Here is a 21,515-nt window from a genome sequence, read left to right as displayed (position 1 = left end):
GTCCGCAACAAGACACTGCCCAGACCACAGGGCCTGACAACTACTGGGAGACGCCGGTGAGCCAGTCCGACGACAGCTCGACCCCCGTAGACCCCACGCCCGACGATTCCGGAACGCGTAAGAGGAAAAAGAAGCAACGCAAGCACCCGAAGCTGTTCGCGTTCTTCAAGTGGTCCGCGATCACGTTCACGGTGCTCTTCGTGGCGCTCGTCGTCGCCGGCTACATCTTCTACCGCAGCGTCGACATCCCGAGCGCCAACGCGGAGTTCCAGACCGAGACGACGTACGTCTACTACTCCGACGGCAAGACGGTGCTCGGCAAGTTCGAGACCCAGAACCGCGAGTCGGTCGAGCTCGACCAGGTGCCGGAGATCACCCAGGCCGCCGCGATCGCGGCCGAGGACCGCACGTTCTACGAGAACCGCGGCGTCGACTTCCAGGGCATCGTCCGAGCCGCGTTCAACAACGCGACCAGCGACACGACCCAGGGCGCCTCGACGATCACCCAGCAGTACGTCAAGATCCTCTACTTGACGCAGGACCAGACGTACACCCGAAAGCTGAAGGAAGCCGTCCTCTCGCTGAAGGTCCACAACCAGTACAGCAAGGACGAGATCCTTGAGGGCTACCTCAACACGATCTACTTCGGCCGCGGCGCGTACGGCATCCAGACCGCGGCCCGCTCGTTCTTCGATGTCGACGTCGAAGACCTCAGTCTCCGCCAGAGCGCGGTGCTCGCATCCGTACTGAACAACCCGAGCGGGTACGACCCGGCCAACGGCAAGGAAGCGAAGCAGCAGCTCAAGGAGCGCTATGACTACGTGCTCGACGGCATGGCCGATATGGGCGCGATCGACGAGGCGAAGGCCGAGCACGCGAAGAAGCGGCTGCCCAAGTTCCCCGACATCGAGTCCAAGGACCGATTCAGCGGGCCGAAGGGCTACCTGCTGCGGATGGTCGAGCAGCAGCTCCAGGAAGAGGGCTTCAGCGACACCCAGATCAACGGTGGCGGGCTGAAGGTCGTCACGACGTTCGATGCCGAAGACCAGATCGCCGCCCGCAAGTCGGTACGCGAGCAGCAGCAGGCGACCGGGCTAAAGGAGGCCGCCGGTAAGCAGGGCATGCAGGGTCTGCACATCGGCCTTGCGTCGATCGAGACCGGCTCCGGCGCGCTACGGGCGATGTATGGCGGCCCCGACTACCTGAAGAGCCAGTACAACTGGGCCGAGCACGGTGCACAACCCGGCTCGACGTTCAAGCCGTTCACCCTGGCGGCGGGCCTGGAGAACGGCTTCAGTCTGCAGTCGAGCGTCGACGGCAGCTCCCCGTACTACCTGCCGGACGGCAGCGATATCGAGAACCAGGGCGACAGCGGCGGCGAGTCGTTCGGCACCATCTCGCTCGAAGTACGCGACGGAGCACTCGGTCAACACCGCGTTCATCGACCTGATGCTGCAGATAGAGGACGGCGGCGAGAAGACGATCGATGCCGCTCAGCGCGCTGGGGTCCCGGTGCGGCAGGTCTTCACCAGGGACCAACGGCTGAACCCCGTGCCTGTGACCCCGCTCGGGTACGCGCCAGTGTCGGTGATCGACATGGCCAACTCGTACGCGACCTTCGGTAACGGCGGCGAGCACAACGACTGGTACGTCATCGATTCGGTGGAGGACTCCGGCGGCGAGAGCGTTTTCGAGCATCCGGAGAAGGGCGACAGGGCGTTCTCCGCGGATGTCGCGGCGGACGTGACGTACGCCCTGCAGCAGGTCGTGAATGTTCCGGGCGCGACCGGCAACTCCGCCGCGACCGTCTGCCCGACAGCCGGCAAGACCGGTACGGCAACGGCCGGTGAGGACACCCACGTGTCGTCCGCGTGGTTCACGGGCATGTCCCCGGACATCTCGACGGCCGTCATGTACGTGCGCGGCAAGAACGGCAACGGCGATATCGCCTACAGAAACGACGGGTCGCTGTACATGCCGTCGTTCTACGGCGGTTCGTACCCGGCCGCGACCTTCCAGTCGTACATGAACAAGGTGCTCGAGGGCGAGGACTGCGGCGAGTTCGCCGAGCCGGCGTACATCGAAGCCGACGAGGGCGAGATCTACACTCCGCCCGAGACCACCACGACCCAGGACCCGACGACCGAGCTCGAGCCGACGCTCGATGACACCCCGGACACCGACGATCCGAACACGGACGGCCCGGACACCGACGGCCCCGACACGGATGGTCCCAACACCGACGGCCCGGACACCGACGGCCCGGACACCGACGGCCCGGACACGGATGGTCCCGATACCGACGGTCCGGACACCGACGGTCCGACGAACACGGGTCCTCCGGACACCGATCCGACGACGCCACCCGACGAGGGTGGCGGCGATGACGATGGCGGCGGACAAGGCGGGCCCGAAGGCGGCACGCAGGGCGGGACCGGGCGCTAGCTGAGTCGCCGACGGCGAGCCGTCGGCGCGGCCACTCGTGTACGCCGTGTGGCATCGTGTGCGCATGAAGGGCGTTCGGGGGTGAGCGGGCTCGCCGACCTGGGTGCGCACGGGCGACCGCACCCCTGGTGGACTCCGCTGCGGGTCGTGCTCGCGATCGCGGCGGTCATGTTCACGCTGTCTCTGGTGGCGAAGGCGCCGTGTGCCGCCGGAGCGTGGTGGGACTCGCCGCGCGACTACGCCAAGGCGTGCCACACCGATCTCGCGAACGACTATGCGTTCTCGGGTCTCGCCGAGCGCATGCCCGCATGGGATGCGGGCCTCGACCAGCACGTCGTACGCCCGGAGCAGACGGTTCCCGACGCCGGGCTCTCGTACGTTGCTGCCGTGATCGCACAAGGCATCACCGGCGACGCAGACATCGAGGAACGCCGCACGGCGCCGGTCGTCGACCTCGCGGAGGACGGCGAGGTGCGCCACGAGGCGGTCGTGTACCTCGGCGTCGCGGCGGCGATCCAGCTGATCGCGTTCCTGGTGGGCGTGCTGTTCCTCGTACGTGCGCGGCCCGATCGCCCGTACACGATCACGGTGCTCGCCGGAGCTCCAGTGATCCTGTTCACCACCTTGCTGGGGTGGGACATGATCCCGTTCGTGCTGGTGTGTGCCGCGTGGTGGGCATGGTCGCGCAAGCGTGCCGCGGCCACAGGCGCCCTCCTCGGAGTCGCCGGTGTGCTTGCCTTCTGGCCGCTACTGATCCTGCCGGCACTTGCGCTGTCGGGCATGCGGCGCGGTGTCATGGACGCCGTCGGCAGATCCGTCGGCAGTGCGGTCGTTGCCTGGGTGTGCTGCGCACTGCCCCTCGTGGTGATCTCCGGCGGCGCGTACGTCGACCCGATCTCGAGCTATGCCGACCTCGACGGCGGTGCCGGCTCGATCTGGGACATCCTGGGCGGCCTCGGCGTGACACCGACAAGCGACACCCTGAACCTCGCGCTGCTCGTCGGGATGCTGGTCGTGCTGATCGGCGTGGCGGTGTTCGCGATGAAGGCGTACCGCGCGCCGGATGCTCCCACGCTCGCGTTCCTGCTGGTACTCGGCTGGTTCCTGCTCACCAAGACGTACGAGCCGCAGTACGCACTCGCCCTGTTGCCGCTGGCCGCGTTGGCCTGGCCGCGATGGCGAGACCTGTTGGTGTGGCAGGCCGCCGAGATCCTGTTCGTGCTGGGCACGTGGTGGCACGAGGCCGGCTTCACCGAAGACAGCGGCGACGCCGACCGTATCTACCCCGTCCTGATCACCCTGCGGATCGGTACGCAGGTGTGGTTGGCGGCCCGCATCATGCTCGACCACCGCTACCCCGGTGGCGCTGCGGCGGAGGTCCGGGTCAGTCGATCTCAACTCGATCGAACGTCGTGATCGTGAAACGCACGTCGACCGCGATGTCGTCGCCGACGTGTGGTGGGGTCACCGACGACGGCAGGAGCAGCATGCTCTCTTGCATGTGCGGCGGTTCGGCGAACCACCGCTGCTTGCCCGCGACGGTGAACGGCGACAGCGCGAGGCCGGCCGCTTCGAGCCCGCCCTTGGCGAACGACGTCGCCCGCTGGCGTACGGACGTGGCCGACGTCGGCGCCTCGAGGCCGACACCGTGTGCGGTGCCGCCGGAGACGACCAGCAGGTGGCCGTCACGCGGCATCGCCCGCTGCCGGTAGCCGACCCGCTCGCCGCGGCGCACCTCATGGACGTCGAGCACGCTCGCGCGTACCCGCAAGGCACGGCGGTCGCCGAGCCAGAGGTCGGTGCCGATGCGCGGTCGGATCGTGACGTCGGGGCGCCGCTCACGCAACGTGGTGAGCTCGGAGTCGGTCAGGTGCGAGAGATACACCGTGTTCGTGTCGAGCTGGGACGCCTGCTGAGCGGCGATCCAGCCCTCGGCCTCGTCGAGGTTGTCGCCCGCCATCGGTAGATGCAACGAGAAGCCCTCGAGCTGTAGCCGGCCCAGCAGCTTCGCGGCCTCGCTCAGCGAGTGCCGGTCGAGCCCGTGCCGCTCCATCGAGGTGAGCCCTTCGATGACGACGCGCGCTCCCGGCTGACTGCGCGCGAGCTCCGCGATGTCCTCGAGGCGACCGACCGTGTGGATGATCCGCGGGTCGTACGCCGAGCCGTCACGCACCTCGGGAAGGAACGGTCGCCACGGGCTCATCACCAGCACGTCACCGTCGTAGCGCGAGAACACCGATGGCACTTCTGTGTACGTACCCACGGCGATCGTGTCGGTACCGATCCACTGCGTGCGCCGCGCGAGCGCGGGTCGGCCGAAGCCGTAGCCGTTGCCTTTCACCACCGGCACCAGGCCGGGATGTGCGTCGGCGACCGAGCGCAGGTGGCCGCGCCACCGCTCGCCATCGATCCGCAGGGTGAGTGACACGTCAGCTCCTCCGTCGCTTCATGCTGTGCCGTCGGTACATTCAGCTCCTCCGTCGCTTCATGCTGTGCCGTCGGTACATTCAGCTCCTCCGTCGCTTCATGTACTGATCAAACGCCGTGTACAGCACCTTCGAGATCGGCAGGTCCCATTCGCCCGCGTACGCGACGGCCTCGCCGCCGGTGCCGACCTTGAACTGGATCAGCCCGACATGCGGGTCACTCGGGTCGAGGGTGTCGGTGATGCCGCGCAGGTCGTAGACGCTCGCACCCGATGCCATGGCGTCGCGGATCATCTGCCACTGGATGGCGTTCGAGCCACGCACCTCGCGCTTCTCGGTCGTCGAGGCGCCGTAGGAGTACCACGCATGCGCGCCGACCTGCACCAACGTCGTCGACGCCACCAGGTCGCCCTCGTGCTCGGCGAGGTAGAGCCGCATCCGCTGCGGGTCCTCATCCGTCAGCGCGTCGTACATTTTCTCGAAGTACGCAAGCGGGCGTGGCGTGAAGTGGTCGCGTTCGGCGGTCTCTGCGTAGATGCGGTGGAAGTCCGCGAGCTCGTCACGACCGCCGAGGCGTACCTCGACTCCGGACTTGGTCGCCTTCTTGATGTTTCGCCGCCAGAGCTGGTTCATCCCACGAAGCACGGCGTCCTCGTCGCGGTCACCCACCGGCAGATGGAAGTTGTACTTCGGCTGTCCTGCCGAGAAGCCACCCTCGGTGGCCTGTTCCCGCCAGCCGAGCGACGCGAGCGCGTCGACAACCGCCAACCCGGCGGTGTCGTTGGCGTCCGCGGGCACCTCGTCCAATGTACGCAGCGCGTCGTCGGCGATGGCCTTCTTGATCGTCGCCGCTCCCCACCGGCGGGTGACGACCGGCGGACCCATCCGTACGCCGAAGGCACCCTTGCCGCGCAGGTGCTCGACCATCGGGTCGAGCCAGCGGCTCAGGTCGTCGCCGTCCCAGTCGATCACGGGTCCCTCGGGGAGGTACGCGAGATAGCGGCGGACCCTGGGCAGCTGGCGATAGAGCACCAGCCCGACTCCGGCGATCGCTCCGTTGTCGGTGAACCAGCCGACCGACTCGCTGCGCCACTCGGTCTTGACCGCCCCCCACGACGGCATCTGCAGGAAGCTCGCACTCGACCGGCCGGCGATGAACGCCCGGTGCTGATCGGCACTGATCGTCGACACGGTCAAGGAGGCAGTCACCCACGCGAGGCTACCGGAGGTGATCGGGCTGGTGCCCACCCGTTGCGACGCGATCTCGGTCACCGCCGCCAGGTCTCAGCTCCTGCGGAAGGACCGGTCAGCAGCCCCACATCTCGCGCCAGCCCTCGTACCCGGGATTCCGTGCCAGGATGCGTACGTCGTCTCGGAACACCGACGGCAGGTCACCCTCCGCCGCAAGAGCATCCATGACCCGCCAGTCCTTGCTCTCACGCAAGACGTTCAGGGCATGGTCGTCGCCGCCGACGTACTCCTCGGCCCAGCCGCACATCACCGGCTCGACGAACGCGGCGCGTGCCGCGTACGCATCCTGCGGAAGTCTCAGATCCTCGGGCGTGACCGTCACTCCCGGCGGCATCGGCACATCCCGACCGACGTCGTCGAGGAACGACTCCGCCTCGGAAGGCCGGATGACCGAGCTGTCCATGGCCTCGAGCCAGGTACGTCGGTCGACCCGCTGTAGCGAGGAGACCAGGTCGCGGTAGGCAGCTGCGTCCGGCACGGTGGCATCCAGCTCGAGGAACCAGTCGCCGACCGGCGGCAGGATCGTCATGACACGGAGAGCGTGGTCGCCGTTGCCGGGGCCCTCGTGGTCCGATGAGCCGGGCTTCCCGAGCACCGGATCGATGAGGCCGCGCCGGGCGTCGAGCCGGGTTCGGAACTCCCAGCCGGTCTGGCCGAGGATCGAGACCCGCTCCTTCTCGTAGTCGCCGTCGTCGTCGCGATCGTCGAGGTACGTCTGGTGGTCGCCGCGCTCGTACCAGCCCAGCTCGAGCGTGCTCGCGCCGTTCGACCACGACAGCGACCCGCCGTGCTCGCCATCCGTCGCGTTCGTCACTCTCCAGTCATCGGCGCGGAGCACGACGTAACGGAGATCGGCACCCGTCGGTGGAGCGGTGTCGGCTCCGAGCGAGGGCGCGCCCGCGCTTTCGGCCCGCCGCGGGTCATGCTCCGACTGCGGTGCGATGACAGCCACGGCGCCCGCGACGACCGCCGCCACCGCAACTGCGGCAACAGCCGGAGCCAGCCAGCGAGGTCGGTGTGGGATTGCCGGTCGGACAGGCGTCGAGGGCTTGGTCGGTGTCGCCATGACTTCCTCCATCAGCTCCTGACTCGCCGCACGGAGGGACAGCTCCTCAACCGATTGCTGTGGGTACGGGTCGCCTGCCGCGACCGCCTCGTCGGTATTCATCGCTCCTCCTCCGGTGCGAGTCGAGATTGCGGCGGCGGTGCCGCCGCTCGGTCGTGGAGTACATGTCCGGCCTCGCGTGGATCGTTTCCGTCGAGCTCGGTCCGCAAGCGCTGTCGTGCACGCGACAGCCGGGTCCTGGCCGAGCGGGCCGAGACGCCGAGCACAACCGCGATCTCGCGCGGCTCGAGGTGCTCCCAGGACGACAGTTGCAGCAGCTCCCGGTCGGCCGGGCGCAGTCTCGCCAGCGCCGCGCGTACCGTCACCGAGAGCGCGACATCGCCGGCCGGATCCGGGATCGTCTGCTCCGCGAGCGTCGCGCGAAGACGCGCGCCGAGTCGCGTACGCCGAGTGTTGCCGCGATTGTGGTTGGCGAGCACCCGGCGACACACGCCGTACAGCCACAGCCGCGCCTCATCCCCTTCCGGCACCTGCTCCGCGCGCCGCCAGGCCACGAGGAAGGTCTCCCCGACGGCGTCGGCCGCGTCCTCGGGCGACGAGACCCGGCGCAGGGCGTAACCCAGCAGCGGGGTGAAGTTCGCCTCGTACAGGCGCTGGAATCGGGCCACCTCGCTCATATCCCCCCATGTCCGGACCCGAGCCGATCGTTACGTCACGATCGCATCTGATCGAGGGTGCGCGCGAGGTTCGGCCGCGAGAAAACCCGTTGTCCGCATCGATCCCGAATTCGTACGGTTTCGCCATGAGCATGTTCACGATGGTGCGTCGTGTCCGGGTACGGGCAGCGGCAGCACCGCAGATCCACCCGACGGTCCTGGGGATGGCATCCGCTCCAGCCTGAGTGGGCAGAGTCGGTCGTCGCGTCCTCGGACCTGGGCGGTCGGCTCGTTGTCGACGTGGGTGCCGGCAACGGTGCCCTGACGGAGCCGCTGGTACGCCGCGGTGCGCGGGTCATTGCCGTCGAGCTCAACCGTGATCGGGCGGCCGCGCTTCGAGACCGCTTCGCCGGCGATGCGGTCACCGTCGTACGCGCCGACATTGCCGAGCTGCGGTGGCCGCGCAAGCCGTTCCAGGTAGTCGCGAGTCCGCCGTACAACCTGACCACACAGCTCGTACGCCGGCTGCTCTCCCTGCCGGCGCTGCATTCCGCAGACCTGGTGCTGCAGCGCGCCGCAGCGAAGCGGCTCGTACGCGAGCCCGTCGGCCGGCACGCCGGGCGGTACACGTTCGAGCTGGGCATGTCCATTCCACGAAAGGCGTTCAACCCACCGCCCAAGGTCGACTCGGTAGTGCTGCGAATCCGACGACGGTAGCGACCGCGCGCGACCTTTGGGGGATGGCCGGGGAACGGGCGCATCGCTACCGTTGTGCCATCGCATCTGGGGGAGGACTCAATGACCGATTCCGACGAACGCCGTGTCGCGGCTCGCGCAGCCGGGCTGTCCAAGACGTATGGCACCGGTGAGGCAGTAGTACGCGCACTCGACGACGTCAGCGTCGACCTGTACGCGGGCGAGTTCACCTCGATCATGGGTCCGTCGGGGTCGGGCAAGTCGACCTTGATGCACCTACTCGCCGCACTCGACAACGCGACCGCGGGCACGATCGTCATCGGTGAGACCGAGCTCGGATCCCTCGGCGACAACGCGCTCACCAAGCTGCGACGCGAGGAGGTCGGCTTCGTCTTCCAGGCGTTCAACCTCGTACCGACGCTGACGGCCGAGGAGAACATCCTGCTGCCGTTGTCGATCGCCGGACGTAAGCCGGACAGCGACTGGTTCGACTCGGTCATCGACACCGTCGGACTACGAGATCGACTCGACCACCGACCCAACGCATTGTCGGGGGGTCAGCAGCAGCGGGTCGCCTGTGCACGTGCACTGGTGTCGCGACCGTCGATCGTCTTCGCCGACGAACCGACCGGCAACCTCGACAGCACCTCGGGCGCGGAGGTGCTCGGCTTCCTGCAACGAAGCGTGCGCGAGTTCGGCCAGACCGTCGTCATGGTCACCCACGACCCGGTTGCGGCGTCGTACTCCGACCGGGTGATCTTTCTCGCCGACGGCCAGATCGTCGACGAGATCCGCGAGCCGAACGCCGAGCGCGTCCTCGAGCAGATGGCCGCGATCCAGACCCGCGCGATGAGCGCGTAGTCCGATGCTGCGCGTAACGTTCCGCAACCTCCTCGCCCGCAAGGTACGCCTGGCACTGAGCGCCCTCGCGATCGTGCTCGGCGTCGCGTTCGTCGCCGGCTCGTTGATCTTCACCGACACCATGCGCGCGAGCTTCGACGGGATCGTCGAGGGCTCGTCGCCGGATGTGACCGTCCGCCCGGTCAGCGAGACGGACAACACGTTCGGCTCCGTCGACGCGCGTACGATCCCCGCATCGTTGGTCGCCGAGCTGCGCGACGTGCCCGATGCCGAGCGGGCCGACGGCTCGGTGCAGGGGCAGGACCTCTTCCTGCTCGACTCCGACGACAAGATCGTCGGCGGGCAGGGAGCACCGACCCTGTCCTTCAACTACGACGACGCGCCCGCGATGACCGGCGAGCCCGCGGTCACGATCTCCGAGGGCAAGGCCCCAAGCGGCCCGGACGAGGTTGCGGTCGACGAGAGCACCGCCGATCGCGCCGGGTACGAGATCGGCGACACCGTCTCGATGACGAGTGCCGGTGAACGGTCGCGCCTGTCGGCGAAGCTCGTCGGGCTGGCGGAGTTCGGCGGCGGCGGGCTCGCGGGTGCGAGTCTGGTCTTCTTCGATACGTCGACCGCGCAGCAGATCTTCCTGAACGGGCGCAACGCGTTCAACACCGTGTCGGTGACCGCCGCCCCCGGGGTGAGCCAGGACGAGCTACGCGACGAGGTCGCCGCCGCGATCCCGGACGGCCTCGAGGCCGTGACCGGCGACACGGTCAGCGACGAGACCCAGGACGCGATCGGCCCCTTCCTCGACATCTTCAGCTCGATCCTGCTGGTGTTCGCGGCGATCGCGGTCGTCGTCGGCACGTTCCTGATCGTCAACACCTTCTCGATCCTGGTCGCCCAACGCAGCCGCGAGCTCGCCCTGTTGCGGGCGCTCGGCGCTTCGCGGAGACAGGTCACCCGGTCGGTGCTCCTGGAGGCGGTCGTCGTCGGCTTCATAGGTTCGACGATCGGACTGCTGATCGGCTGGGCCCTCGCGGCGCTGCTGCGCGCGCTGTTCGCGCTGATCGGGCTCGATCTCTCCGAGACGCCGCTGGTGTTCAGCGCGAGCACCGTCGTCGTCTCGTACCTCGTCGGGATGATCGTCACGGTGGTCGCGGCGTACCTTCCCGCGCGGCGGGCATCGCGAATCGCGCCCGTTGCCGCGCTCCGTGACGACGTGGCGCTGCCCGAGTCGGCGATTCACGTACGCGTGATCGTCGGTTGCGTGCTCGGCGCGGCGAGTGTTGCGCTGCTGGTCGTCGGGCTCCTCAGCGAGGGCACGTCGGGCCTGATCGAGGTGGGCGCGGGTGTCTTCGGTCTGCTGATGACCGCGGCGCTGCTGAGTCCGGTGCTCGGCGTACCGGTCCTGCGGGCGCTCGGGCTCGCGTACCGCCCGATGTTCCGCATGGTCGGCCGGCTCGCGACACAGAACTCCCTGCGCAACCCGCGGCGTACGGCGGCGACCGCGTCCGCGCTGATGATCGGGCTCGCCCTCGTCACCACGATCTCCATCCTGGGAGCCTCCCTGAACACCTCGATCGAGAAGTCGGTCAAGGAGGAGTTCCAGGCGGACTTCCTGCTGTCGAACCCGACGTTCACCGGGTTCAGCCCGCAGATCACCGATGACGTACGAAAGCTCGACGAGGCCGGCGCGGTCGCTGCCACCCAGATCGCGTTCGGGGATCTCGACGGCGACGCGGCGACGATCACCGGTGCGGAGACGGCCGAGCTCGACCAGATCTACGACTTCCCGATGGTCTCCGGTTCGATGGAGGTCGGATCCGGCGAGGTCGCCGTGAGCGAGTCGACGGCCGATGACCGGAACCTGAGTGTCGGTGACCGGGTGACGTTGACGTTCCAGTCGGGTAAGCAGCGGGCGGAGATCGCGGGCATCTACGAGGACTCGAACGTCATCGGCGGCGTACTCGTGCCGTACTCCGCGTTGCGGGGAGCCGACATCGAGCGGCGTGACTTCACCACGAGCGTGAATGCGGCCGAGGGTGTTTCGGCGTCGGATCTCGAGTCGGCGCTCGACCGGGTCGTCGAGGACGAGCCGCTCGTGACCGTGCAGGATCAGGCCGACTTCATCGACACGCAGCGCGCGCAGGTCGACCAGCTGTTGCTGCTCGTGTACGCGCTGCTCGCGCTCGCGATCGTGATCGCCGTGCTCGGCATCATCAACACGCTCGCGCTGAGCGTGATCGAGCGTACGCGCGAGATCGGACTTCTCCGCGCCGTCGGGCTGACCAGACGGCAGCTGCGCCGAATGGTGCGACTCGAGTCGGTCGCCATCGCGGTGCTCGGTGCGGTGCTCGGCATCGTGATGGGCGTGGCGTTCGGGATCGTCCTGCAACGCGCGATGGTCGACCAGGGCTTCACCGCCCTGTCGATCCCGGTCACACAGCTCGTGCTGTTCGTGGTGATCGCGGCCGTCGTCGGGGTGTTCGCGGCCGTGCTGCCCGCGCGGCGAGCCGCGCGGCTCGACGTACTGACGGCGATCGCCGAGGAGTAGTGCGCCGGGAGGCCGCTCGATTGGCTTCGGGCGCCCTCGCCCGGCTACACTGCTTCGGATGCTCGTACGCCCATGCGCGCGAGCGGATGCAACGCCCTCCTGTCACGGAGAGACCGTGACCGCAGAGTCCGTAGGAGGTGGAGTACGCCTTGCGTCGTTATGAGCTGATGGTCATCCTCGATCCCGATCTCGAGGAGCGCACCGTCGCCCCCAACCTTGATCAGTACCTCAATGTCGTGCGCCAGGACGGCGGCGAGATCGAGAGCGTCGACGTCTGGGGACGTCGCCGGCTCGCGTACGAGATCGACAAGAAGTCCGAGGGCATCTACGCCGTCGTCGAGTTCAGTGCCAAGCCGGAGACGGTCAAGGAGCTCGACCGCCAGATGTCGCTGTCGGAATCGGTCATCCGTACGAAGGTCGTACGCCCGGACGCCCGATAATCCACAGCCGTCGACCGCAGCCCGTGGAGAACCTTTCCACCTGTCGGCGGAAGGCGGTTAACTGCTAGGCAGCAGACCCTCAACCTTTCGGAGACCTCATGGCAGGCGACACCGTCATCACCGTGGTCGGCAACCTCGTCGACCATCCCGAGTTGCGTTTCACCCCGTCCGGAGCGGCGGTGGCCAACTTCCGCATCGCCTCGACTCCGCGGCAGTTCGACCGCCAGTCGGGTGAGTGGAAGGACGGCGACACGCTGTTCCTGTCGTGTGCGGTCTGGCGCCAGGCCGCCGAGAACGTCGCGGAGTCCCTCGAGAAGGGCATGCGCGTCATCGTTCAGGGCCGGTTGAAGATCCGTCAGTTCGAGCGTCAGGACGGGTCCCGCGGCCAGAGCACCGAGATCGACGTCGACGAGGTCGGTCCGAGCCTGCGTAGCGCGACCGCCAAGGTCACCCGCGCCAGCCGTTCCGGCGGCGGCCAGGGCGGCGGCGGTTTCTCCGGCGGGGGCGGCGGGCAGTCCGCTCCGGCGAACGATCCGTGGGCGGCCCCGGCCGGTGGCGGTAACTCCGGCGGCGGCAACTCCGGTGGCGGTCAGGGCGATCCCTGGGCGTCGGGGAGCGCGCCGGCGGGTTCGTCCGACGAGCCTCCGTTCTAGCACCCAATCCACAAGACCATTCCGGCCACGAAGGCCGGGCTCAGTAACGAGGAGCACCACAATGGCTAAGCCAGTCATCCGCAAGCCGAAGAAGAAGCAGAATCCTCTGCTCACGGCGGGCGTGACCTATATCGATTACAAGGACACCGCGCTGCTGCGCAAGTTCATCTCCGACCGGGGCAAGATCCGCGCCCGTCGCGTGACCGGCGTGTCCGTCCAGGAGCAGCGCAAGATCGCCACCGCGATCAAGAACGCCCGCGAGATGGCGCTGCTGCCGTACACCTCGACCACCCGCTGAGCGCAGAGGAGATAACGATGAAGCTCATCCTCACCCACGAGGTCGCGAACCTCGGCGCACCCGGCGATGTCGTCGAGGTCAAGGACGGTTACGGTCGCAACTTCCTGATGCCGCGCGGGTACGCGCTGCGCTGGACCCGCGGCGCCGAGAAGCAGATCGACTCGATCAAGAAGGCACGCACGGTCCGCGAGGTCCGCGATGTCGCCCATGCCGAGGAGATCCGGGCGCAGATCGAGGGCGTCACGCTTAAGCTCCGCGAGCGGGTCGGCGAGGGCGGCCGGCTGTTCGGCTCGGTGACGGTCTCCGAGATCGCCGCCGCGCTCAAGGACCAGACCGGCATCGACGTCGACAAGCGTCGCATCGAGGTCGGCAACGCGATCAAGTCGATCGGTGGCCATACGGTCACGGTCTCGATCCACGACGAGGTGTCGGCCAAGCTGGCCCTCGATGTCGCCGCGGCCAGCTGACCCAACGCTGACGAGAGATTCCCGGCCCCTCGACGAGAGACTTCTGGCCCGCTCCGGCGGCCAGAATCCTCTCCTCGGAGGGCCGGGATTCTCTCGTCAGCGGGACTAGTCCTTCGGGTATGGCGCGGGCTTGGTCGACGGGTCGTCGTCGGTCGCCGCCGCCAGCCGCGGCACCGCCACCTCGAGTACGTACGGCAGGCTCAGCGGACTGTTGAAGCCGAGCGCGCCCGCGAAGTCGTCGGAGAACTGACCGAGGTCGACGGTGCGGTTCGACTCGACGACGTCGAGGCTCTGGAACAGCTCGCTGCCGGTGAGATCCTGGTTGGCGGCTTCGATCGCGAGAACGTCCTGGTCGAGCGGTTCCAGCTTCTCCTCGCTCAGCTCGCCACTCTTATCGGGCAGCTCGAAGCCGAGGTCGGTGAGCCACCCGGTGCGGTAGTCGTCGGTACCCATCGCGTACACCGCGCCGGACCCGACGCCGAATCCGAACGCGGCACTCGCACCGTCGAACTCGGGATGCTCCTCGCGCACCGTCGCGAACCTCTGCTTCGTCTCCGCCACGAGCGCCTCGGCCTCGTCCTCGAGCCCGAGCGCCTTTCCGGTGGTCAGCGTCTGGTCCTGCCACGTCGGAGCGGCGGTCTCGGGTTCGGCAACCGTCGGCGCGATGTCGTCGAGCAGGTCGTACGTCTGCTCGTCGATGTAGGAGTTCAGTCCAAGGATCAGGTCGGGCTGCAACGCCGCGACGTCCTCGACATCGAGCTCCTCGGCTCCGACGGTCGGGATCTCCTTGCCCCGTACGCTCACCGGCGCCCATGGCCGGTTCGGCGCGTCGTACCCGAGGAACTCCCGTACGCCGACGGGTTCGACGCCGAGCGCGAGGGCGAAGTCCTGGTCGCTGAACCCGATCGTGACGACCCGCTCCGGCGGTTCCTCGATCTCGACCGATCCGAACGAGGTCTCCACGGTCACCGGGTACGCAGAGGCATCGCCGGTCGCGCCGCCACCGGAGTCAGCGTCGGACGAGTCGGATCCGCAACCTGCGAGCGCGAACAGGCCGGTGGCGAGGAGGGCCGCGGTGCGGCGTACGGCAAAATTCATGAGGTAAGGCTAACCTGCACCGATCGGCCGGTCGCTACCCCGTCGGTCCGCCCGACGCGTACGTCGGCGGCAATCCCTACAGTGGTGCCATGACCTCCGCCGGCAGCACCTCCGACGCCGTCTCGATCGGTGCCCACGTCGACCAGACCGACCCGATCGCCGAGGCGAGAGCGCGAGGTGCCGACCTCGTGCAGATCTTCCTCGGTGACCCGCAGGGTTACAAGGGCCCGGAGTGGGCGCACGCCGGCGGCTCGGAGGGGCTCAAGGCCGATGCGGAGGCGGCCGGGATCGATCTCTACGTCCACGCGCCGTACCTGATCAACGTCGCCACCACCAACAACCGGATCCGGATCCCCAGCCGCAAGCTGCTCCAGCAGCACGTCGACGCCGCCGCCTCGATCGGCGCCAAGGGACTGATCGTGCACGGTGGGCACGTCAACAAGACCGATGATCCCGAGAAGGGCTTCGACAACTGGCGTAAGGCCATCGCCGCGACCGACATCAAGCTGCCCGTGCTGATCGAGAACACCGCCGGCGGCGACAACGCCATGACCCGCTACCTGGAGCGGATCGCGCGGGTATGGGACGCGATCTCTGCGGCCGAGGGCTTCGAGCAGGTGGGGTTCTGCCTCGACACCTGCCACGCGCACGCGGGGGGCAACCCGTTGGACACCGTTGTCGACGACGTACGCGCGATCACCGGCCGCATCGACCTGGTGCATTGCAACGACAGCCGCGACGAGTTCGACTCCGGCGCCGACCGGCACGCCAATCTCGGCGCCGGTCTGATCGACCCCGACCTGCTGGCCGGGGTCGTTCGGGATGCAGGGGCACCGGTGGTCTGCGAGACTCCTGGTGACGCGGACGAACACGGCGCCGATATCGCCTGGCTACGTGAGCGCCTGGCGTAGCACGGACGGGAGCCTGGCGATGACCGAACAGCACGATCGAGGCCAAGGCACGCCGCTCCGGATCCGCCCGAAGACCGTCATCGGGGTCGTCATCGCCGTCCTCGCGCTCGTCTTCGTCTTCCAGAACACCGGCAAGGGGCAGGTCGACTTCCTGTTCTGGAGTGTGTCCATGCCGGCCTGGATCTGGCTGCTGGTGATCTTCGCGGCCGGCGTCGTGGTCGGTTCCAACTTCCCGTGGCTGCGGCGTCGGCGGGCAAAAGATCCGGGTTGATGTCCGATCACCGCCAGCCCACCCGGTGTGCTGGTGCTGTGATTGATCCATGCCGCAAACCGATCGAACAGAACGTGCCCGGGCATTCGCCCGTCTGCATCGGGCGACCCATCCGCTCGTCCTCCCCAACGCCTGGGATGTCTCGTCGGCGCTCGCCGTACGACGGGCAGGTGCCGCTGCCGTCGCGACGACGAGCGCCGGGCATGCCTGGAGCCTCGGCCGGAACGACGGTGGCGATCTCGACGTCGACGGCGTCGTCACGCTCCTTGCCCGCATAGTCGCGGCGGTCGACGTCCCGGTGACGGCGGACATCGAGTCGGGGTACGCCGATGGTCAGGACGCGCTCGCCCGCAACATGGCGGCGATCCTCGACACCGGCGTCGTCGGCATCAACATCGAGGACTCCGATGCGGGATCGCTGCGCGCAGCTGCCGATCAGGCCGCCCGCATCGAGACGGTACGTCGGGCGGCCGCGGCCGCAGGCGTACCGCTGTTCGTCAATGCCCGCATCGACACGTACTTCGTCGACGGGTTCCCGGACGACGAGCGCGCAGACCAGACGCTCGCCCGCGCCACCGCGTACGTCGATGCGGGTGCGGACGGAGTGTTTGTGCCGGGGTTGGTCGACCTGCCGGCGCTGTCCGAGCTGACCGGCGCTCTCGACGTACCCGTCAACGTGATGCTGCAGCCGGGCGCTCCGAGTGTCGCCGACCTGGCCGCCGCCGGCGTCCGCCGGATCAGCGTCGGTCCGGCCCTCCACGCGGTCGCGGTCGCGGCAGTCGAGGCGGCGGCGACGGAGCTACTGGGCAACGGCATGTACCCGGTCTAGGTCTCAGCGGATCCGCTCGTTCGCCGGGTCGTACGGAGGCCGCAGCGACACCTCGACCGGGTACGTCGTGCCACCGACGTCGACGGAGTACGTGCCGCCACCTACCCAGTCGCGGTTCGCGACCACGCCATCCGGCGCCGAGACATACGCGAGCCCGACGCACGCACCGGTCGCCGCGGCCCAGGCGGCGGACGTGACGATGCCCGCCGCGCCGCCGTCGCGCAGCAGCAGCTCGCCGCCCCACAGCATGGGCTCGGCATCGGAGACGACGAACGAGACCAGCCTGCGCCTGGGGCCGGCGGCCTTCGCCTTCTCGACCGCCTCCCTGCCGAGGAAGTCGATGTCGGTCTTGAGCTTGCAGGCGAACGTGAGCCCCGCCTCGACCGGCCCGTAGTCGGGGGTCAGCTCGCGGCCGAACGCGCGGTACCCCTTCTCGAGCCTCATCGACTCGATCGCGTAGTACCCGGCGTTGGCGACGCCGAGGTCGGAGCCGGCCGACATCAGGTCTTCGTACACGCCGACGGCGAACTCGGCCGGAACGTACAGCTCCCACCCCAGCTCGCCGACGTACGTGATGCGCGTCGCCCGCACCGTGGCGCTCCCGATCGTCAGCTCGCGGCTGTCGCCGAACCCGAACGCGCCGTCGCCGAGGTCCGCATCGCTCAGCCGGGACAGCACGTCCCGCGAGCGTGGGCCCATCACGCCGAACACCGCGTACGCCGAGGTGACGTCCACGATGTGCACATCGGCACCCGCGGGGACGTTCTTGCGGATCCAGTCCTGGTCGCGTTCGGTGGTCGCCGAGCTGCTGACCAGCAGGTACGTGTGGGGGCCGGTGCGCGTCACGGTCAGGTCCGACTCGTACGTGCCGCGCTCGTTCAGCAGTCCTGTGTAGACGGCGCGGCCGACGGGCACGTCGACGTCGTTGGTGCAGATCCACTGCAGAGCGGCGACCGCGTCTCGGCCGGTGACGAGATACTTCGAGAACGACGTCTGGTCGAAGACCGCCACCGCGGTGCGGGTCGCACGCTGCTCGGCGGCCGACCACGGCAGCCAGTTCTGCTTTCCCCACGCGTACTCGATCGCCGAATCCTCGCCCGGTGGTGCGAAGTAGTTCGGGCGCTCCCATCCCATCCGGCTGCCGAAACACGCGTTCTGCTCGGCAAGGCGGTCGTGCAGAGGCGAGCGGCGAAAGGGGCGTGCCGTCTCGAGCTCTCGATTCGGCCACGGGATCGCGTAGTGGAGCCCGAGGATCTCCGCGACCCGCGAGCGTAGCCACCGGTTGTTGCCGTTGAACCGGGCGAAGCGCCGGATGTCGACCGCGAGCAGGTCCATCGTCGGTTGGCCCGCGACGATCCACTCGGCCAAGGCACGGCCGGCGCCCCCGGCGGAGGCGATGCCGACCGAGTTGAAACCGGCACCGACGAAGTAGTTTCGCAGGGTCGGCGCCTCACCGAGGATGAACTGGTTGTCCGGCGTGAAGCTCTCGGGTCCGTTGTAGAACTTGCGGATGCCGGCGTCGGCGAGGGCCGGGATGCGCTCCACGGCGCTGTGCATCAGGATCGAGAAGTGCTCCCAGTCCTCGTCGAGCAGCTGGAACTCGAACGGGTACGGCAGGTCGTCCGGCGAACGCCAGGGTTTGGCGTTCGGTTCGAAGCCGCCCACGACCAGTCCGCCGACCTCCTCCTTGAAGTAGGTGTAGCCGTCCGGGTCGCGCAGGATGGGGAGATCCGGATGGACGCCGTCGAGCTGGTCGGTCACGACGTAGAAGTGCTCTGCCGAGTGCAGCGGCACGGTGACGCCAACGGCATCGGCGAGCTGCTTGGCCCACTGGCCGGCACAGTTGACGACGATCTCCGCCTCGAGGTCGCCACGGTCGGTACGGACCGATGTCACCGCTGCATCCTCGACGCCGATGCCCGTCACGCGTACGCGCTCGACGATCGTCGCGCCACGCATGCGGGCGCCCTTGGCCAGTGCCATCGTCAGGTCGGTCGGGTTGGCCTTACCGTCGCCGGGCAGCCAGATACCGCCGACGAGATCGTCGACCTGCATGGCGGGGTAGCGGTCCTGCGTCTGCGCCGGTGTGAGTAGCTCGCACTCGAGCCCGTACGCCTCGGCGGTCGCCGCCGTACGACGCAGCTGCATCATCCGATCGGGCGTCCGCGCAACGGTGACGCCGCCACAGCGCTGGTAGCCGGCGCTGAGCCCGACCTCGTCCTCGAGCTCGGCGTACAGCTGGGTCGAGTACTGCACGAGCCGGGTGCCACTCTCCGACGCGCGCAGCTGGCCGACGAGACCGGCGGCGTGCCAGGTCGTACCGCACGACAGCTCACCCTGCTCGAGCAGCACGACATCGGTCCAGCCGAGCTTGGTCAGGTGGTACGCGACGCTGGTACCGATCACACCGCCACCGATGATCACCACGCGCGCCCGCGCGGGTAGTTCAGGCCGCGTCTCCCGACCCGTCGCCGGCTCGCGTGCCTCCGCATCCCGACCGGCTTCGTTGCGGTCACTCATGGGAGAACCGACTCCAATCTCGCTCCCGCGCCTTGCCGGATCGGGCGCGGAGACCCGCTCCCAGATCGACGCCGGGTCGAGAGACACGACCTAGTCAACTCGTTGCGCCTCCTCGAGAAGGATGCCGAACGTGTTGGACGAGAACGCCGCGGCCGCCCGCTCGTACCGCTCCATGCTCCAGGCGTGGAAGTCGAAGTCGAGCGGGCTCGTCGCATCCTGGATCGCGCCCCACAGCGACCAGCCGTACTGCGAGGCGATCGCCTGCAGCCGCGTGCGGGCGAACTTGCCCCGCAGCGGGCGGCCGTAGTACTCCGTGACGAGCTCGTCGAGCTGGTCCGTGTCCAGGTCGCACTCGGTGCCGATGTTGCCGAGCTCGAAGCAGGCGTCGTTGTTGCCGGAGTACTCGTAGTCGATCAGCCACAGCTTGTCGCCGTCGTCGACGAAGTTGCCGGCGAGCAGGTCGTTGTTGCACGGCACCAGGGGATCGGGGCGTACGTCGAGAGCGGTGCGCATCCGCGCGAACCTCTCGTTGAACTCCTCGTACCCCGGCGGAAGCGGAAAGCCCCGCTCGCGCACGATGGCCAGGTAGCGCGCCTGCCGGTCGAACATGTTGAACTCGGCGACGAACGCGGGGCCCGAGTGCAGCGTGCGGCAGGCAGCGGCGGCGCGGGCGACGATGCCGGTGCGTTGGAAGCTCGCGTTGTCGTACGTGATGCCGTCGATGTAGCCGATCACGAGCATGCCGAGATCCGGCCGATAGTCGAGCACCGGTGCGCCCACCCCGGCGAGCTCGGCGGAGCGCGAGTTGGCGTGCTCCGCGTCGCGGTCGATGCCGAGCAGCGCGGTGTCACTTCTGCTGCAGCGGACGACGTACGTTCCGGTGGGGGTCGTCACCTTGAGGTTGCGGTTGGTCAGGCCGCCGGAGAGTTCCTCGACGGTGCGCGGCCCGGCCAGCATCGAGATGGCATCGAGGGAGGCGATCGTCGGGTCCCGTGTCTCGACCATTCCGGCAGGTTAGCCGACGAAGGCCAAAAGGTCTAGACTCCTAATGGTGAACGACGAACGCGCGGTGATCTTCGACTTCAACGGGACACTGTGCGACGACGAGCCGATCCTGTTCGAGATCTTCACCCGGCTGTTCGAGCGGCACCTCGGCGTGCGGCTGACGCATGCCGACTACTACGGGCGGCTCGCGGGCCGCAGCGATCGCGAGATCGTGGAGACGGTCGTCCACGCGCACCGGCGTACCGGCGCCGACGCGCTGGTCGAACGGCTGCTCGCGCTCCGTGGCGATCACTACCGCGCCCGTACGGCCGAGTCGTCGCCCGTCCGCGAACCGACCGTAGCGCTTGTCCGAGCGTTAGCGGATCGCCTTGTGCCGTTGGCGATCGTGACCGGCGCTCAACGCCGCGACGTCGAGCACGTGCTCGCACGCGCCGGGATCGCGGACGCGTTCACCGCCATCGTCGCCGCGGAGGACGTACGCGCCGGCAAGCCGGATCCCGCGGGCATGTTGCTCGCCGCGGCGGCCGTGGGCGTACGCCCAGCGAGGACCGTCGTGTTCGAGGACTCACTCGCGGGCATCGGTGCTGCCCGGGCGGCCGGGATGCGCTGCATCGCGGTCGCCGGCACCCACGACCGGGGCATGCTGAAATCCGCCGGCGTCCCCATTGTCGATGAACTTGCTCCCCGCTTGCTCGACTCGCCGGCGTACCTCGCCGGTGACTCAGGTTCCGTCGACGATGCGACGGAGCTGGTCGAGCGAGTTGAGCTGTGACTCCACATGGCGGCGCGACGGCAGCGGCCCGTTGGCCATCGCGATCACCGAGTGCGCGCCGAGGTGGCTGACACCGAGTGCGTGGGCGATCGCCGAGACGGAGTCACCCTGCGCGGCCATCGCACCCTGCACGGTGCTCCAGTTGTCGATCGCCATCAGGCGGGCACGATGGAACTCGATCATGTTCGCCAACGTAGGTTTGGACACTTCTCACATCGATTCGTCGATACGGACGTGGACGCGGACGGAGCGGGGCCGACCGCCGGGCCTTCCGAGACATGACCACGAGCGTCATAGACATATAC

General features: G+C 68.3%; 22 protein-coding genes. 14 read left to right on the top strand and 8 right to left on the bottom strand.

The window, feature by feature from the left end:
• The first annotated feature begins 56 nt into the window (after positions 1 to 56).
• From L0C25_RS09820 to L0C25_RS09810, 3 genes are all read left to right on the top strand, one after another.
• Entirely contained in the window at positions 57 to 1,625 is a 1,569-nt protein-coding gene (locus L0C25_RS09820) for a transglycosylase domain-containing protein (RefSeq protein ID WP_271636313.1), read from the top strand.
• The gene (locus tag L0C25_RS09815; protein WP_271636312.1) at positions 1,597 to 2,445 is read left to right on the top strand and encodes a penicillin-binding transpeptidase domain-containing protein; all 849 of its coding nucleotides are present in this window, start codon (positions 1,597 to 1,599) and stop codon (positions 2,443 to 2,445) included. Before L0C25_RS09820 ends, L0C25_RS09815 begins: the two co-directional genes overlap by 29 nt.
• 81 nt (positions 2,446 to 2,526) lie before the next feature.
• Positions 2,527 to 3,861, top strand: a complete 1,335-nt coding sequence (locus tag L0C25_RS09810) for a hypothetical protein (protein WP_271636311.1) — start codon at positions 2,527 to 2,529, stop codon at positions 3,859 to 3,861.
• Here the strand turns inward: L0C25_RS09810 and L0C25_RS09805 are convergent.
• From L0C25_RS09805 to L0C25_RS09790, 4 genes are all read right to left on the bottom strand, one after another.
• Positions 3,830 to 4,873, bottom strand: a complete 1,044-nt coding sequence (locus tag L0C25_RS09805; RefSeq protein WP_271636310.1) for an alanine racemase — start codon at positions 4,871 to 4,873, stop codon at positions 3,830 to 3,832. The genes L0C25_RS09810 and L0C25_RS09805 overlap by 32 nt on opposite strands.
• Positions 4,874 to 4,952: 79 nt before the next feature.
• Positions 4,953 to 6,080 carry a lipid II:glycine glycyltransferase FemX gene (locus L0C25_RS09800; protein ID WP_271636309.1) on the bottom strand — a complete coding sequence of 376 codons (1,128 nt, stop codon included), beginning with the start codon at positions 6,078 to 6,080 and terminating at the stop codon, positions 4,953 to 4,955.
• A 97-nt stretch (positions 6,081 to 6,177) separates the two neighbouring features.
• Positions 6,178 to 7,290 carry a hypothetical protein gene (locus L0C25_RS09795; protein WP_271636308.1) on the bottom strand — a complete coding sequence of 371 codons (1,113 nt, stop codon included), beginning with the start codon at positions 7,288 to 7,290 and terminating at the stop codon, positions 6,178 to 6,180.
• Positions 7,287 to 7,865, bottom strand: a complete 579-nt coding sequence (locus L0C25_RS09790; protein ID WP_271636307.1) for an RNA polymerase sigma factor — start codon at positions 7,863 to 7,865, stop codon at positions 7,287 to 7,289. Before L0C25_RS09790 ends, L0C25_RS09795 begins: the two co-directional genes overlap by 4 nt.
• Before the next feature lie 150 nt (positions 7,866 to 8,015).
• Between L0C25_RS09790 and L0C25_RS09785 the strand changes: the two genes are divergently transcribed.
• The 7 genes from L0C25_RS09785 (at position 8,016) to rplI (ending at position 13,804) form a co-directional block, all read left to right on the top strand.
• Positions 8,016 to 8,561, top strand: a complete 546-nt coding sequence (locus L0C25_RS09785) for an rRNA adenine N-6-methyltransferase family protein (RefSeq protein ID WP_271636306.1) — start codon at positions 8,016 to 8,018, stop codon at positions 8,559 to 8,561.
• 81 nt (positions 8,562 to 8,642) lie between these two features.
• Positions 8,643 to 9,401, top strand: coding sequence for an ABC transporter ATP-binding protein (locus L0C25_RS09780; protein ID WP_271636305.1), 759 nt, complete (start codon positions 8,643 to 8,645; stop codon positions 9,399 to 9,401).
• Positions 9,402 to 9,405: 4 nt separating this feature from the next.
• Positions 9,406 to 11,946, top strand: coding sequence for an ABC transporter permease (locus L0C25_RS09775; RefSeq protein ID WP_271636304.1), 2,541 nt, complete (start codon positions 9,406 to 9,408; stop codon positions 11,944 to 11,946).
• A 149-nt stretch (positions 11,947 to 12,095) separates the two neighbouring features.
• On the top strand, positions 12,096 to 12,386 hold the full coding sequence (gene rpsF, locus L0C25_RS09770; RefSeq protein WP_271636816.1) for a 30S ribosomal protein S6: 291 nt from the start codon (positions 12,096 to 12,098) through the stop codon (positions 12,384 to 12,386).
• 98 nt (positions 12,387 to 12,484) lie between these two features.
• A complete protein-coding gene (locus tag L0C25_RS09765; protein WP_271636303.1) occupies positions 12,485 to 13,039 on the top strand; it encodes a single-stranded DNA-binding protein in 555 nt (184 codons plus the stop codon).
• A gap of 61 nt (positions 13,040 to 13,100) precedes the next feature.
• Positions 13,101 to 13,337, top strand: a complete 237-nt coding sequence (rpsR, locus tag L0C25_RS09760; protein WP_271636302.1) for a 30S ribosomal protein S18 — start codon at positions 13,101 to 13,103, stop codon at positions 13,335 to 13,337.
• Positions 13,338 to 13,354: 17 nt separating this feature from the next.
• Positions 13,355 to 13,804, top strand: a complete 450-nt coding sequence (gene rplI, locus L0C25_RS09755) for a 50S ribosomal protein L9 (RefSeq protein ID WP_271636301.1) — start codon at positions 13,355 to 13,357, stop codon at positions 13,802 to 13,804.
• A 105-nt stretch (positions 13,805 to 13,909) separates the two neighbouring features.
• Here the strand turns inward: rplI and L0C25_RS09750 are convergent, their stop codons facing one another.
• Positions 13,910 to 14,902, bottom strand: coding sequence for an ABC transporter substrate-binding protein (locus tag L0C25_RS09750; protein WP_271636300.1), 993 nt, complete (start codon positions 14,900 to 14,902; stop codon positions 13,910 to 13,912).
• 89 nt (positions 14,903 to 14,991) lie between these two features.
• On the opposite strand from L0C25_RS09750, the gene L0C25_RS09745 reads away from it, so the two are divergent.
• The 3 genes from L0C25_RS09745 to L0C25_RS09735 are packed head-to-tail and all read left to right on the top strand — an operon-like array spanning position 14,992 to position 16,913.
• Positions 14,992 to 15,813, top strand: coding sequence for a deoxyribonuclease IV (locus tag L0C25_RS09745; protein ID WP_271636298.1), 822 nt, complete (start codon positions 14,992 to 14,994; stop codon positions 15,811 to 15,813).
• Between the two features lie 19 nt (positions 15,814 to 15,832).
• Positions 15,833 to 16,084: a LapA family protein gene (locus L0C25_RS09740; RefSeq protein ID WP_271636297.1), complete on the top strand. Its 252-nt coding sequence runs from the start codon at positions 15,833 to 15,835 to the stop codon at positions 16,082 to 16,084.
• Between the two features lie 49 nt (positions 16,085 to 16,133).
• On the top strand, positions 16,134 to 16,913 hold the full coding sequence (locus L0C25_RS09735; RefSeq protein ID WP_271636296.1) for an isocitrate lyase/PEP mutase family protein: 780 nt from the start codon (positions 16,134 to 16,136) through the stop codon (positions 16,911 to 16,913).
• A gap of 3 nt (positions 16,914 to 16,916) precedes the next feature.
• Here L0C25_RS09735 and L0C25_RS09730 read toward each other — a convergent pair whose 3' ends face one another.
• Both L0C25_RS09730 and L0C25_RS09725 read right to left on the bottom strand, forming a co-directional pair.
• Positions 16,917 to 19,433 (bottom strand): GcvT family protein, encoded by a 2,517-nt coding sequence (locus tag L0C25_RS09730; protein WP_271636295.1) that lies wholly within the window; start codon positions 19,431 to 19,433, stop codon positions 16,917 to 16,919.
• Positions 19,434 to 19,523: 90 nt separating this feature from the next.
• Positions 19,524 to 20,438, bottom strand: coding sequence for a phosphotransferase (locus L0C25_RS09725; RefSeq protein WP_271636293.1), 915 nt, complete (start codon positions 20,436 to 20,438; stop codon positions 19,524 to 19,526).
• A 46-nt stretch (positions 20,439 to 20,484) separates the two neighbouring features.
• On the opposite strand from L0C25_RS09725, the gene L0C25_RS09720 reads away from it, so the two are divergent.
• Positions 20,485 to 21,210: an HAD family hydrolase gene (locus L0C25_RS09720; protein ID WP_271636292.1), complete on the top strand. Its 726-nt coding sequence runs from the start codon at positions 20,485 to 20,487 to the stop codon at positions 21,208 to 21,210.
• Here the strand turns inward: L0C25_RS09720 and L0C25_RS09715 are convergent.
• The gene (locus tag L0C25_RS09715) at positions 21,160 to 21,393 is read right to left on the bottom strand and encodes a hypothetical protein (protein ID WP_271636291.1); all 234 of its coding nucleotides are present in this window, start codon (positions 21,391 to 21,393) and stop codon (positions 21,160 to 21,162) included. The two genes, L0C25_RS09720 and L0C25_RS09715, sit on opposite strands and share 51 nt — an antisense overlap.
• Positions 21,394 to 21,515 lie beyond the last annotated feature (122 nt).

Origin of the sequence: Solicola gregarius (genome assembly GCF_025790165.1) — a bacterium.
Taxonomy (GTDB): domain Bacteria; phylum Actinomycetota; class Actinomycetes; order Propionibacteriales; family Nocardioidaceae; genus Solicola; species Solicola gregarius.
The sequence above is the reverse complement of the archived record's forward strand: the minus strand, read 5'-3'. Positions and strand labels throughout refer to the sequence as shown.

Bases quoted from the DNA above. Each gene is read 5' to 3' on its own strand.
- L0C25_RS09775 (WP_271636304.1), top strand. From the start codon at position 9,406: ATGCTGCGCGTAACGTTCCGCAACCTCCTCGCCCGCAAGGTACGCCTG.
- L0C25_RS09815 (WP_271636312.1), top strand. From the start codon at position 1,597: ATGGCCAACTCGTACGCGACCTTCGGTAACGGCGGCGAGCACAACGAC.
- L0C25_RS09750 (WP_271636300.1), bottom strand. From the start codon at position 14,902: ATGAATTTTGCCGTACGCCGCACCGCGGCCCTCCTCGCCACCGGCCTG.
- L0C25_RS09735 (WP_271636296.1), top strand. From the start codon at position 16,134: ATGCCGCAAACCGATCGAACAGAACGTGCCCGGGCATTCGCCCGTCTG.
- L0C25_RS09765 (WP_271636303.1), top strand. From the start codon at position 12,485: ATGGCAGGCGACACCGTCATCACCGTGGTCGGCAACCTCGTCGACCAT.
- L0C25_RS09715 (WP_271636291.1), bottom strand. From the start codon at position 21,393: ATGATCGAGTTCCATCGTGCCCGCCTGATGGCGATCGACAACTGGAGC.
- L0C25_RS09725 (WP_271636293.1), bottom strand. From the start codon at position 20,438: ATGGTCGAGACACGGGACCCGACGATCGCCTCCCTCGATGCCATCTCG.
- L0C25_RS09740 (WP_271636297.1), top strand. From the start codon at position 15,833: ATGACCGAACAGCACGATCGAGGCCAAGGCACGCCGCTCCGGATCCGC.
- L0C25_RS09780 (WP_271636305.1), top strand. From the start codon at position 8,643: ATGACCGATTCCGACGAACGCCGTGTCGCGGCTCGCGCAGCCGGGCTG.
- rplI (WP_271636301.1), top strand. From the start codon at position 13,355: ATGAAGCTCATCCTCACCCACGAGGTCGCGAACCTCGGCGCACCCGGC.
- L0C25_RS09730 (WP_271636295.1), bottom strand. From the start codon at position 19,433: ATGAGTGACCGCAACGAAGCCGGTCGGGATGCGGAGGCACGCGAGCCG.
- L0C25_RS09795 (WP_271636308.1), bottom strand. From the start codon at position 7,290: ATGAATACCGACGAGGCGGTCGCGGCAGGCGACCCGTACCCACAGCAA.
- L0C25_RS09745 (WP_271636298.1), top strand. From the start codon at position 14,992: ATGACCTCCGCCGGCAGCACCTCCGACGCCGTCTCGATCGGTGCCCAC.
- rpsR (WP_271636302.1), top strand. From the start codon at position 13,101: ATGGCTAAGCCAGTCATCCGCAAGCCGAAGAAGAAGCAGAATCCTCTG.
- L0C25_RS09790 (WP_271636307.1), bottom strand. From the start codon at position 7,865: ATGAGCGAGGTGGCCCGATTCCAGCGCCTGTACGAGGCGAACTTCACC.